This is a genomic window from Sphingobacteriales bacterium (assembly GCA_016719635.1).
Classification (GTDB): Bacteria; Bacteroidota; Bacteroidia; order Chitinophagales; family JADIYW01; genus JADJSS01.
The window spans coordinates 224,104-237,709 of record JADJYT010000002.1 but is presented as its reverse complement, the minus strand read 5'-3'; the positions used below and the strand labels follow the sequence as shown (position 1 = coordinate 237,709).

Sequence of the window (13,606 nt, the reverse complement as noted above, 5' to 3'; positions counted from 1 at the left end):
ATTGTCAAGTGGTTAATTGCAAACTTTTCATAAATTCCGGCATGCTGTCCAGATGGAAGTGAGTGACCGATTTTGAGATAACTGCTTCATTTCCTTTTTCCCGCAATACACCGAAACAAGTGGTATGGGAATAGGGCAGGTTCCAGGGGTAAATGTGTTTTTTCTCTCCGGTGTATTCATACGATTTTCCATTAACATCAAAAGTAAAGAAATACCTGATTTTTTGATCCTTTAAGTATCGGAGTTGCAAATAACCGTCACAAACGGCATGCTCACATAACCCTCCTATGGAAACGGTACCATGTAGTTCACTGGTCATAAATTTGGCTGAAACGGGGTTCAGCCATTCCGATAAATTGGCAGCTCCCCATGTTACGCAAAATTCCATTGGTAACTTCCCTTCCGGTCCAAAACCGGATTGAAACTCATGTTCACCGGACATTATTTCATCTATCTTAAACCCAACAGGTGGGGTGATTTGTTGGAATGCATTTGAAATGGATTCTGTTGCTGATTTTATAGAATGGATGACAGGATTATCATTAACGGATGACAATCCTTTTTTCGATAAACTTCTGGATGTAATCTTGTCCATCAGATTATTCGAAGGCGTAACAAACCGCATGAATTTGCCGATGTGATTCAGCATGCTTACCATTTCCACCGGTTTGTCATGTAAAATCGCGTTAAAAATAATCTTTGCTACCGTTTCGGGAGATTGTGAATACAATGGAAGCAGGACCATCGAAAGTTTGCTTGCCAGTGTTTCTCCCTGCACATCTTTGTAAAATCCGGTATTCACCATGTACGGATAGACCGTTGTTACTTTAATATGCTCTTTATCCACCTCTGCACGAAGGATATCCGTAAACGCAGCTAGGGCAGTTTTGGTAACCGTATAGGCACCCCAGGTGGGCAGTCTGTAAAACACCTGACCTGTTGCCACATTGACGATATGGCCCTTTTGTTTTTCTTTCATCGAGGGCAGAAAGGCGTAGATGAAATGCAGGGCACCCCAAAAATTGACGTCCATTAACTTTTGCCAGGTCTCGTAGGTGGTATCCGCCAATTCTGACTGAAAGCCGATACCGGCATTGTTAATGAGGATATCCGGCGTTCCGATTTTTTTTAAAACATCCGATGCCATCTTTTCCACTTCTTCTTTGTTACGCTGGTCCACTGCATACGTATTGATTGCTACAGGATATTTTGCGAGTCGCTTCTGTGCCTCCTTTAAAGATTTTTCATTAATATCCGTTAGAATCAGCCTTGCTCCGGCCTCAGCAAAATAGGAGCATAGGTATAAGCCGATTCCTCCTGCCGCTCCGGTGATTAAAACGATTTTATCTTTTACTGCTTCCATTGACTTTGTATTTGGTTCATGAAAATTATATGTGCATGGTAATTCCGTGTTTCGGGTCATCCGTCAGGATTTCAAAAGCTGCACGATGATTAGTATTTAAATGATAACTCAGCCCGATACGGGATTTCTCTATCAGGTTGATTTCGCAGGATGCGATTTTTGTATTCAGACAGAACTTGTTTCCACCGGGCGGATTGTAATAGGTCAGTCCTACAAAATCTTCTGCCTGAGCTTTTATTACACCGGCTATTTTTATGGCATTGTTTTCACTGGAAAAATGCCATTCGTAATAGTCCAGCTCTGCCTTTGCTTTTATAATCGTTCCCCAACTATTCAAAGCATATTCCTTGCCTTCATGTCTCATTACGATGGGAGTTAAGAAGGGGGTGAAAACAGTTCCGAAAAGTTTCAGCTTTCCGGATCCGATTTCCAAAAATGAATCCGGAGCATTATCAAATCCCGCCACCTGCCCCCAGGCATAAGAATCGGTATGTTTTTCGCCCCAGTTGTGGTTCTGGCTGCCGGTCCAGTTGCTGATATCCTTTTCTTCACCGTTTACGGTAAAGGTGCCGTTGAATCTTGCCATAGGCAGACTTACTAAAGATTTGGCTTTTGGCAACGGTGCATCATAACTGGATAACGGAAACAGGAAGATGGGTGCCGCTTCGGATTCATATTCGAGCTTCCAGCTGATTTCCCCTTTTGCAGATTTTATTCGGCCCTCTGCAAAACGATTGTTGAGTGTTGCATCCGGGAAGGCTACCTGGAAATTGTTATCGGAATAAGTGGCGGCAGACAGTGGTTGCTCACTCTTTACAGCGAAATGTTCGCCTGTATCTCCATCAAACCAGATACCCCAAAGTTCGGCCAGTGCGTCTTCAGGCTTCCCTTTCGGACTGAAAATCGTGTAACGGATCCAGAACGCTTTTTTTTCTGCCGGATGGTTCGCTCTGAGGAAGTAGCTTTCATAATGTCCCTTTTGCTGGCCTTTGTATTGTGTGAAGTTGCACTGCGCCTGCCATTTTTGAAGTTGGATATTCATAATCAGTATTAAAAATGGATAATGGTTATTCGAAAAATTTCATTATATCAATTATTTCCCCTTTGGCTCTTCGTGCATTTTTTTAAAATGCATCAGGGACGGTGCCCACATATGCTTTACAGGGTCCACATCCACATGTATGACAGCACATCTTCCTGCATTGAGACAGCGGAGTATGGCATCTTTCAGTTTTTGGGGGTCAGCTACCCTTTCTCCATATGCGCCCATACTTTCGGCCAGTTTGTCCCATGCAATCTCACCTAAATCGGCATTAATGGTCTCATCTTCGTCCAGTGATTTTTTTATCAGTGTTTTTAGCGGACGAAGGGCAAATTGCTGATTCATTTTAACCATTCCCCATTGTCTGTCTGAAACTACCAGGTAAATAATCTTACAATTATTTCGAATGGCAGTTTCTATTTCCTGTGGGTGAAATCCCATAGCGCCGTCTCCGATAATACAGTAAACCTGTTTGTCGCGGAAAGCGACCGCAGCACCTATGGCCTGTCCGACACCTGCCCCCAGCATCCCCATTTTCGGAGTAGATATCCCGGAACCCGGTTTGGTGCATTTATAATAAAATTGCCCCCATACAGAGGTGTTGCCGCCATCAAATACGGCAATTGCATCCTCCTCAAAAACTTGCTTACATATATCTGCCACATGCGCGGTGTTCATGGGTACTGACAAATCGGCTAAATGCTTGTCCAGCGTTTCTCTTTCCTTCTTTTTCATTTTCAAGAATGGTTCCCATATTCTTTTTCTGGAAGCTTTATCAATGGTATTTTCCTGTATTCTCAACTCATCATACAATTCACTTAAAAATACCTTTACATCAGCCAATATTGCAAGATCAGTCGGCTTGTTTCGGCCCAGATATTCTTCATCAATATCCACCTGTATCATCTTCTGGGTCGCCGGATGCCCCCAATGAGGTGCCATTCCCCAACGGTCGGTTTCGCCCAGCCTGGAGCCCAGTGTAAGAATCAGGTCTGCGTTGCTTCTGATTTCATCATTCAGTCCAACATAGATCATGGGAACGGAGAGTTCGTTGTTTTCACACAATGCACCTCTTGCACCCCAGCTTGTAGTAACCGGAGCATACAGTAAATCAGCTACCTTTTCTAATTCTTCGAACGCAAGTGCATGTATGATTCCGCTGCCGGTATGGATAACCGGTGATTTTGCAGCAGCCAGCATTTTTGCTGCTCTCGCCAACTGGCTTTTCGAGGCGGTTGCCGCTTCCGTTTTACGGTATCTGGCAGGTTCCTGAAAGGCTGCTTCATCGAAATCCGTTTTACCATTCATGTAGTTTTCTGGGACATCCACATGTACCACACCCGGCCTTCCTTTGTAACACATGCGAAATGCCTGTTTCAGGATTTCCGGAATGCGTTCGGGGATACTTGCATATTCACTGTATTTTGACATTTGTTTAATGACACCTACCTGATTGAAGCATTGATAACTTCCGCCCCTGTCCGGATAAATAATAGGATTACGCCTGGAACTGGTTATTAATAAGACCCTGTTCCCTTCTGCATTTTCTACAGCTACACCCGGAAGGGCATTTGCCACCCCCGGACCGTTGCTGGCTATACAGACACCCAACTTACCGGTTAGCCTGGCATATGCACCAGCCATATGCACAGCACTGGTTTCATGTCTGGGTGTGATGAATTCAATTCCGTATTTCTTAAATTTTGAATATAAACCAAAATAGGTTCCGTCGATGATGCCAAAGACGGTAGTAACGCCTTCATTCTTCAGCATGCGGACGATTGCTTCTCCACCAGTCATAATTTTCTTTTTTTAGAGGGTAAATAATTTGTTTTAAGATAAAAGTCAAATACTTCTTCACTTGTATATTTAGGTGTGTATCCGAATTCTTCTTTCAGTTTTTGATTGCTCAGTACAGGTCGGTATCTCAGGAAATTTACCTGCCCCGGGCTGTATTGACTCCATCCAAGCCTATGTAACAGAAAAAAGGCCGCCTTTAGGAATATTGCCGGAAACTTGATATGGGGTTTTCCTAGTTTTTTCGCTATTTGTTCGATTGTAAGGAAACCATCACCTGCTAAATTGTAAATTCCGGATTTTTCTTCCCGGACACCTTTTATAATTATGGCTGCCACATCCTGATCCCAAATGAATACAAATGGTATCTCTGCACCTCTGATACCTATGATATACTTATTATTAAACAGGTCTGTTATCTGATTGTTTGTCTGTTCGCCAAGGATGGTACCCGGCCTTAATATTAACTGGAGCATTTCTGGATATTTATCCCTGTATGAAGCTAGCATTTCTTCAACTAATCTCTTGTGGCAGGAATAGGCAAACTCTTCATTGCCACGGATGGCATCAGTTTCCGTTAACCACGTTGGGTTGTCCCTGTAATATCCGTATGCAGCTCCGCTGCTGGTAATGATAAACTGCTTTACGTGATGTTGTACACATGCCTTCAACAGATTGGCAGTACCCGTAACATCCACCGAATATTCAAATTCACGGTTACTTTTTTTACCCGGTGTAACAATGGAAGCTAAATGAATAACGGTATCTACTGCATATTCCTCTATACAATTGCTGATACCGGAATCACGGATATCTCCTTGTACATAATGGATGTTGTTTGATTGGGTGCTGGTTGGATGTTTCTTTATGTCATGAGCAATTATAGCATCATATTGATCAGCCGTTTGTGCAAGCATTTGTACCACTAATCTTCCCAGGTATCCTTCAGCACCGGTAACCAGTATGCTTTTGCCCATAAAATTGCTGATTTAGTGTTAATCAATTTGTTTAACCCGGATGTAACGGTATTCATACTCTTAGCTTTAAAGAAAAGAAGAATAGATGGTTGAAAACATGATATTTATCATACTTTAAGGCTTTTATTGTAATTAACTTTAATAAAACGTCCATTTGGCAAATGAAATATGTGTGTTTTAAACTGCCTGCAAATTTAAAAAATGAAACCGCTCATTTTTGACATTCAACGATTCTCTATTCACGACGGTCCCGGAATAAGGACGGTCGTTTTTTTTAAAGGCTGTAATCTGGAATGTCCCTGGTGCCAGAATCCTGAATCCATGGCGTTAAAGCCGGAGATAGCGTATTATCCGGATAACTGTATGAAAAACCTTGACTGTATGAAGGTCTGTGAGGCAAATGCCATCAGCGTCAACGGCGGTCTGTATATTGACAGATTAAAATGTACGTGCTGTGGCAAGTGCGAAGATGTCTGTGTTTCCGATGCTATCCGGATTGTAGGAAAAGAGTATTCTGAAGATAGGGTGATGCAGGAAATACTCCGTGATAAAGATTATTATGCGGATTCAGGAGGAGGTGTCACCTTTTCAGGTGGAGAACCAACGATTCATTTTGACTTTTTGTTCAGGCTGCTGAAATTATGCAAGGCACAGTCAATTCATACAAACATTGAAACCAACGGATATTTTTCATGGGATAAATTTGAATGGCTCTTACCGTATCTGGATTTGATTTATTTTGATTTGAAGATTCTGGATCAGAATAAGAATAAATTATTACTGTCTGGAGACAGCAGCAGAATCATTGGAAATGCGGAAAGATTGATTCAGTCACATGCGCCTGTAGAATTCCGTTTACCACTGATACCCGGTCTTACCACTGATGAAGTAAACCTCAAAACTATAGTCGATTTGCTGAAAAAGTACGGCATTGAAAAGATTCATTTACTGCCGTATCACAATATGGGGGAAAGTAAGGCAGATAAGATTGAAAGTCCGCTTCCCGGATTAAACCTGAACCCACTTTCTACCGATGAATTAAGAGGGTTTCAACACTTTTTTGAAGAAGAAAATATTACCACCATTTTATATCGTTAAAAAATTACGTATGGAAACAACAACAATAGAAATAGTCGATGTACAACGAAACAATACAACTGTATCCGGCAGGCTCCGCCGGCTACATGCGGCCGTCGAGGCTTCACATCCTTCTATCTGTGCGGAACGAGCAGTTCTGATAACGGAATATTTTAAAAAAAAGGAGAATAAGGAAAAACCGTTAGTCATCCAAAAGGCAGAAGCGTTGTCGTATGTGCTGAACCGAAAGTCGGTGAAAATTTACCCCGATGAGTTAATAGTCGGCAGCACTACCTCCAAAAGGCTCGCAGGCCCTATATATCCGGAGTTGCACGGCGTTGCCGTATTGGAAGATATCTTCAGTTTCAGCACCAGGAATCTGAATCCGCTCGAAATTACGAATGCGGAAAAGAAGGCACTGTTAAAGGATGTTGCCCCTTTCTGGCTGACAAAATTTCTTGCATACAAATCATTCTCAATGATAGAGTTGTTTGGTTTCGTCATTGATCAGCTGCACCCTAAATTTTATCTGATCAACGAAACGGGCGGTATAGGCCATTTTGTGCCGGATTACGAATTGCTGATAAATCTGGGGCTGGATGGAATCATAGCAAAAATAAAGGAACAGCAAAAGACGCTGACAGCAGACGATACCAGAAACCATCTTTATAATGCCATGATTATAATTTGTGAAGGTGTAATTTCCATGGCTTTGAAATATGCCGATGAAGCAGCTCGTATGGCAGAAGTGGAAGTTGATATTGTTCGGAAAGAGGAGTTATCTCAGATTTCAAAAAACCTTCAAAATGTACCCAGAAAACCCGCTTCTACCTTTGAGGAAGCACTGCAGTCTGTCTGGATGGTGCATACCGCTTTGTTTTTGGAAGGCCTTGATAATGGCATCAGTTTTGGAAGAACCGATCAGTATCTTTATCCGTTTTATACAAAAGATATAGAAACGGGAGTTTTGACTGAGCAAAGAGCAAAAGAACTGCTGGGTTGTTTTGCCGTAAAAAGTGCTGAAATCATACCGGTGTTCAGCCATGCCATCAGTGAATGTCACGGAGGCTTTCTGAGCGGACAGGCTATGACCATAGGCGGTATCGATGGAGATGGTAAGGATGTGACCAATGATTTGTCATATATCATACTAGAGCTGATGGACGAAGTCAGATTGAGACAACCCAACTATCATGCACGCATCCATCCGGGTTCTCCGAAAAGGTATGTGGATAAGATTGTATCGAATCTTCTGAAAGGCGTCAACTCTCCGGCATTATTCAACGATACGGTCATTATAGAGAGTTTGCAGAAATGCGGCTTCTCGAATCAGGATGCACGCGAATACACTACATTGGGTTGTGTGGAGCTCGGTGCACCGGGTAAAACGTTTGGTTCCACCGATGCTGCCCTTTTCAATATGCCGATTTGCCTGGAGATGGCATTGAACAAAGGGAAACTTTTCAATAGTATGCGTATGTCTGGTTGCAAGACCGCAGACCCGGAAACATTCAAAAGCATTGAAGATGTAAAAGAGGCATACCTCATTCAACTCCAGTACAAGGTAGATAAATTAGTGGGTGTATTGGCGCCAATAGAGTTGGGAAACAAGAAATTTCATCCAACTCCGTTTACTTCCGCCATGATTGATGGTTGTATTGAAAAAGGTAAAGACGTTACGGACGGAGGTGCCGTCTACAATTTCAGCGGTGTGCAGGGCGTAGGGATTACAGATGTTGGGGACAGTTTATATGCCATACATCAACTGGTATTTGTAAAGAAGAAATACACGTTGGTCAATTTAATCAAGGCATTGAAGCGTAATTTCGACGGAAACGAAAAAATGAGACTAGACTTGCTGCATGCAGATAAATTTGGCAACGATATTTCGGAAGTGGATCAGTTCAGCAGCTGGGTGGCCAATACGTTCTACAGTTGCTTTGAAAATAAAAAAAATACACGGGGCGGTCAGTTTGTGGCCGGCTATTATTCTACCACCACCCACTACAGTTTTGGAAAATATACTGCCGCACTTCCCAGCGGAAGAAAGAAAGGAATGCCTTTTTCTTCAGGAATTTCGCCTATGAACGGTGCCGATAAAAAGGGTCCTACAGCGTTGTTTAATTCCATCACTGCGATTGATTATGTCAGGGCGCATAACGGGGTGAATGTGAACGCAAAATTTGATACGGCAACTCTGAAAGGAGAGCATGGCAGAGAAATTCTAAAAAGCCTTATGTCAACATATTTCAAGAAAGGTGGCATGCAGCTGCAGTTGAATGTACTGGATACGGAAATGCTGAAAGATGCCAAACTGCATCCTGAAAAATATACGTCACTGATCGTCCGGGTGTCGGGTTATTCGGCTTATTTCAATGACCTCTCTCCGGCTATGAAAGACGAAATCATACAGCGCAGCAGTTTAAGCTGCTGATAGGTTACACCAATTCCAGTTGTGCTGCAGCCTGCAGTGAGTTGTCGTTCATCTTATACTGCAGCCAGTAGTTCAGCGTATTCAGGTAGTTCGCTTTGCCGCTGTTTGATTGCAGGAAATCCATCCAAAGCAATGCAATCGTTACTTCCGCGATATAAAAGGCAATATCCCTGGCTGCGGCAATCCTATTGTCTTTGTTTTTCGTGTTTTTAATGAAATTTACTATGGTGTTTACTTTTGCTGACAGCACTCTCTTTTGCTGTTCCAGTTCCGAAATCCCGATGTCCGATAAGATGCCATCGGCAAATTCCTGAAAGGCAGACAAGCCGTTTTCTTTCTCGATGGCACGCAGCATATCCAGCGACAATACATTGGTGGTGCCTTCCCAGATGCTGAGGGTCTGCACATCGCGCAGCATTACAGGAATACCGCTGTCCTCGAGATAGCCGATGCCGCCAAACATCTCAATATGTTCCGACGCGTACTGTATGGCCTGCCTGGCGGTATAGAGTTTGGCAATCGGTGTCAGCAGGCGTAACAGTGACTGCTCCGATTCCGATGCCAACCGGCAATCTTCCCTGCCTAGCAAACGTGCCAGAAACAGCGCCAGCATCGTATTGCTTTGAAAGGCAATTTCCATTTCACGAAGGCTCTTTCGGTGCAGTAGATGATTCTCTATCTTTTGTCCGAACGATTCCCGTTTAGAACTGTAAGCTTTGCTCAAGGCGTACGCTCTACGCAGGTACGAAACCGCACTCACCGTATTGTAGATCCTCGTCACATTGAACAGGGTGGCAATCGTTTTAACCCCTTTCCCTTTTTCGCCCACCATTTTCGCCTTAACACCCGTCAGGTTCAGCTGAGCCGTCGGCAGGGCGCGTGTTCCCAGTTTATCTTTCAACGCTTCCACTTCTATGCCGTTCAGCTTGCCGTTTCCATCCCGTATGGGAAGGTAAAACAGCGAAAGCGTCGCATTTCTTCCCGGTTCGGAATGCTCGGTGGAGGCGAGTGTAAACGCCATATCCGCGGTGATGGCAGAGGTGAACCATTTATGTCCTCTCAGGAGGTATCCGTTTCCGTCCGGAGTGGCGAACGTCATGGAGCGCGACACATCCGATCCGCCGGTACGCTCGGTCATCCATTGCCCGCTTGTCTTAAACCGAGCCGGATTACGGGAAGTCAGTGCAGCAAAAGCATCCGCTTTCAATTCCTCATCGCCGTAATATTCTATCAGCCTTGCCGCACCGTCGGTCATCGCCAGCGGGCAGGTATAGATGGCGGACGATGCCGTGTACAGGTATAATTTGGTAAACTGATACAAACGGGAATGTTCCTGATAGCTGCGTTCGTAACCGATGGCTACCAGTCCTTCTTCGGCGGCCACTCTTTCCAGGTTCAGCCAGCCTTGTGAAACCTTTATCTCATCAATCCGGTTTCCCCAGGCGTCAAACTGTGTTAATACGGGAGGATTGGTTTCCGCTTCCCGCGCCCATTCGATGCAGTCCCCGACTACCCGCCTTCCGAACTGTATCAGGTCGGGTGTGATGGCCTGCAGCATGTCTGCAGGCAGATATGTCTGCAGGTAATCCTGCAAAAAGAGGTCATCGGTAAATTCGTTGTTCAGTTTGGGCAGCGACTGAATAAAATCAGAATATAGAGTAGCTTTCTTGTTCATAAGGAAGGAATCTTGGGACTGTAAAATTACGCTATTTTGGGGTAAGAAAAGAGCAAAATTACAGCATTGCAGTATTTTTGATTTCTTCTCGGTTTAATTTTCACTTCCTGGATATAATCACTTCTTATGAATGTCAGGCATGAATTGATTGGCACTTTCTGTATCCCGCCCAGGGAGGGATACAGGGAAAGGTAACTGTCTGTATTATCACGTAACTATTGGGAATAGTTGTTGCGAGAATGTTAAAGCGATACCAAGACCAGTCTAGGCTAGGTATTAGACACATAATTGTATTTTATGAAGCTTATACTCTGAACTCTTACCAATATCATCTATTACAAGATTATGAATTCTGACAAGATGATTGTTTACAAACGAAATTATTTCAATTAAATCTCTATAGTCATTTATTGAAATATTAATGCTCTCATGCATATAAAGATGTAAGTTATTTCGATACTCAAAATATGGTTTACATACTGAAATTATGTTTGGTGAAATATTAAATAATTTTTGATATTCCTTTGAAAGGAGCTCTTTCATCCCAATCGTATTCTTTAAGATTCCTTTTATTTGATTGCGCATTTCAGGATTAGTTGTTTGAAGTTTTTCATTAATTTCCCATTTGTTTGTACTTAATATTTCTTGAAGAGCTATTGGGCGATTAAATTGCTGATAATATAAGTCTTTAAAGGAATTTTTTTCAAGCTTATGGATAATATATCCATTTAACAATAAAAGTGACTTCATAAAATTTTCGAAACATAATGAAATTTTTATGCAATCCAATAACTGATTGAAACCAAATTCTGAAGCAATCCTATCGTCTATTGAGGCTTTTTCGTTAGCAAAACATAACTCTTTATATTCACCAAGTCGTTTTATTTTTTCAACTCTTTGAAATTGATGAAATCCAAAAGCCATTAAGTTCATTGCACAACCTTTACTATTGTGTGGATGAAAATATATTGCTTGATAATTTTGTTCTAAGTCGGTCATTAAAGATTGTGTCTTACTTGTTCCGAAGTTTAGTGTTTATCGGTTTGTATTAAGTATACTTTTGCTTCATTAAATACGAATGCCATCAGTTTGGATTCCCTACAACTGTATCGCCTTATTTGCCAGCAAATAAGTGATGAGCGCCAGGAGCGGGCACAATCCCTGAATAAAAACACCTTTCAGCATGTTGGGCTTGGAAACAAACAGGACAACAGCTGCCAGAAACATGCTGGCGCAGTTGAATAAAATGAGCGTTTTGCCTACGGTGACATGTTCCGTCGTCAATAAATACATTCCGGCAAAAATACCCGCCGACAGGAACAGGTTGTAAAAACCCTGGTTGAACATCGTCAGTCGGAGCGTTTGGGCATCTTCGATTTTTTTTACGCCAAAGTTGCGGTGCACTTTCGGGTTCATATAGAACACGCTTTCCATCAGAAAGAACAGAACGTGCAGCAAAGCGGCGAGAAAGGCAAATAGCAGGGTAACAGCAGGCATGGTATATCTGTTTATCCAAATTTAACAAAAAACCGCCGATTTGCCATCCTTTCAGATTTATTTCCTAATTTTGCAGCAATGTCGGATACTATTCTTCTAAACGGGAAGCAGATTCAACTGACGATAGAGCGGTTGAGCAGAGAAGTTATCGAATCCATCAATTTTCAAAACACCGTCATTATCGGCGTACAGCCGAGAGGGGTGCTGTTGGCAGAAAAAATTCATCAGAAAATACTGGAACTGACCAAAATCGATATTCCGTTCGGAAAAATCGATACGACTTTTCACCGCGATGATTTCAGGCGCGGCAAATCGCTGAATGCGAAAGTGACGGAAATCGATTTCCTTATTGAGGAGAAAAATGTATTGCTGATGGATGATGTCTTGTTTACCGGCAGAACCATCCGCGCGGCGCTGGATGCGTTGCTGTCATTCGGAAGGCCCCATAAAATAGAATTACTGGTGCTGATAGACCGACGGTTTAACCGTGAGCTGCCAATTCAGCCCGACTTTATGGGCGATGTCGTGGATACGATTGAAAAAGTGGATGTGGAAGTGCAGTGGGCCGAAAAGGATGGAGAAGACAGAGTGGTTTTTATTAAAGCGAAAGAATAAACGGTACAGGTATCGCAGACAAGAAAAATGAAACAGGAATTTAAATTGTCATCGATGAACTGCAACTGTGAACAGTAAACTGCAACCATATTATGAATCAACTAAGTTCAAAGCACGTTATCGGGATAGAACATCTGAACGTAGATGACATTCAGTTGATTTTAAAAACCGCTACCCAGTTCAAAGACATCATCAACCGGCCGATAAAAAAGGTACCGACATTGCGGGATATTACGGTAGCCAATTTGTTTTTTGAAAATTCCACCAGGACACGCATCTCGTTTGAACTGGCCCAAAAGCGTCTGTCGGCGGATATCATCAATTTTTCTTCCTCTTCCTCTTCCGTCAAAAAAGGGGAGACTTTGCTCGATACGGTCAACAATATCCTGTCGATGAAGGTGGATATGATTGTGATGCGGCATTCCAGTCCGGGCGCTGCGCACTATCTGTCCGAACGCATCGGCGCACACATCGTGAACGCCGGCGACGGCACGCATGAACATCCTACACAGGCTTTGCTGGATGCGTATTCCATGCAGGAAAAAATCGGAGACCTGAAAGGAAAAAAAATCGCCATTATCGGTGATATCATGCATTCCAGAGTGGCTCTGTCGAATATCTTTTGCCTGAAAAAATTAGGCGCAGATGTGGCACTCTGTGGTCCATCCACCCTCATTCCAAAACATATTGAAGCGTTGGGTGTCCATATCTCTCACAATGTGGACGAGACCCTGCAGTGGTGTGAGGTGGCCAATGTGCTGCGCATACAGCTGGAACGCCAGAACACCAAATACTTTCCTTCCCTGCGGGAATATGCCTTATACTTCGGGTTAAATAAACAACGACTCGAAAAGCTGCAGAAAGAAATCGTCATCATGCATCCGGGACCTATCAACCGCGGCGTGGAGATTACGAGTGATGTGGCTGACAGCGAACATTCCATAATCCTGGATCAGGTGGAAAACGGCGTGGCTGTGAGAATGGCAGTGATGTACCTGCTTGTGAATAAACAACAGGCAGACAACTGATTTTCATTTCAACATTTTCTTTCCTGACAATCATACGATTCTATCATTAAATATTTTACATGAATCTTCTAGATTAAGAAATTGTATGTTTTGTCAATACA

11 protein-coding genes are annotated in these 13,606 nt (G+C 42.9%); 4 read left to right on the top strand and 7 right to left on the bottom strand.

All coding sequences use genetic code 11. From position 1 onward, the window contains the following. Positions 1-4: 4 nt before the first annotated feature. From IPM95_05280 to IPM95_05265, 4 genes are read right to left on the bottom strand one after another with little or no spacing between them, the layout of a single operon-like run. Positions 5-1,363, bottom strand: a complete 1,359-nt coding sequence (locus IPM95_05280; protein MBK9328730.1) for an SDR family oxidoreductase — start codon at positions 1,361-1,363, stop codon at positions 5-7. A 25-nt stretch (positions 1,364-1,388) separates the two neighbouring features. Next, on the bottom strand, positions 1,389-2,399 hold the full coding sequence (locus IPM95_05275) for a hypothetical protein (protein ID MBK9328729.1): 1,011 nt from the start codon (positions 2,397-2,399) through the stop codon (positions 1,389-1,391). A 57-nt stretch (positions 2,400-2,456) separates the two neighbouring features. Next, positions 2,457-4,205 carry a thiamine pyrophosphate-binding protein gene (locus IPM95_05270; protein MBK9328728.1) on the bottom strand — a complete coding sequence of 583 codons (1,749 nt, stop codon included), beginning with the start codon at positions 4,203-4,205 and terminating at the stop codon, positions 2,457-2,459. Continuing rightward, a complete protein-coding gene (locus IPM95_05265; protein MBK9328727.1) occupies positions 4,202-5,179 on the bottom strand; it encodes an SDR family oxidoreductase in 978 nt (325 codons plus the stop codon). Before IPM95_05265 ends, IPM95_05270 begins: the two co-directional genes overlap by 4 nt. Before the next feature lie 201 nt (positions 5,180-5,380). Here IPM95_05265 and IPM95_05260 point away from each other — a divergent pair, with 201 nt between their 5' ends. Together IPM95_05260 and IPM95_05255 are read left to right on the top strand one after the other, a co-directional pair. Next, the gene (locus tag IPM95_05260) at positions 5,381-6,277 is read left to right on the top strand and encodes a glycyl-radical enzyme activating protein (GenBank protein MBK9328726.1); all 897 of its coding nucleotides are present in this window, start codon (positions 5,381-5,383) and stop codon (positions 6,275-6,277) included. A gap of 10 nt (positions 6,278-6,287) precedes the next feature. Beyond that, entirely contained in the window at positions 6,288-8,690 is a 2,403-nt protein-coding gene (locus tag IPM95_05255; protein ID MBK9328725.1) for a formate C-acetyltransferase/glycerol dehydratase family glycyl radical enzyme, read from the top strand. Between the two features lie 4 nt (positions 8,691-8,694). On the opposite strand, the gene IPM95_05250 is transcribed toward IPM95_05255, so the two are convergent. The 3 genes from IPM95_05250 to IPM95_05240 form a co-directional block, all read right to left on the bottom strand. Next, a complete protein-coding gene (locus IPM95_05250) occupies positions 8,695-10,365 on the bottom strand; it encodes an acyl-CoA dehydrogenase family protein (protein ID MBK9328724.1) in 1,671 nt (556 codons plus the stop codon). Positions 10,366-10,641: 276 nt separating this feature from the next. Beyond that, positions 10,642-11,364, bottom strand: a complete 723-nt coding sequence (locus tag IPM95_05245) for a hypothetical protein (GenBank protein ID MBK9328723.1) — start codon at positions 11,362-11,364, stop codon at positions 10,642-10,644. A gap of 99 nt (positions 11,365-11,463) precedes the next feature. Next, positions 11,464-11,862 (bottom strand): DUF1304 domain-containing protein, encoded by a 399-nt coding sequence (locus IPM95_05240; GenBank protein ID MBK9328722.1) that lies wholly within the window; start codon positions 11,860-11,862, stop codon positions 11,464-11,466. A gap of 78 nt (positions 11,863-11,940) precedes the next feature. Here IPM95_05240 and pyrR point away from each other — a divergent pair, with 78 nt between their 5' ends. Continuing rightward, the gene (gene pyrR / locus IPM95_05235) at positions 11,941-12,477 is read left to right on the top strand and encodes a bifunctional pyr operon transcriptional regulator/uracil phosphoribosyltransferase PyrR (protein ID MBK9328721.1); all 537 of its coding nucleotides are present in this window, start codon (positions 11,941-11,943) and stop codon (positions 12,475-12,477) included. A gap of 92 nt (positions 12,478-12,569) precedes the next feature. Further along, entirely contained in the window at positions 12,570-13,505 is a 936-nt protein-coding gene (locus IPM95_05230) for an aspartate carbamoyltransferase catalytic subunit (protein ID MBK9328720.1), read from the top strand. Positions 13,506-13,606 lie beyond the last annotated feature (101 nt).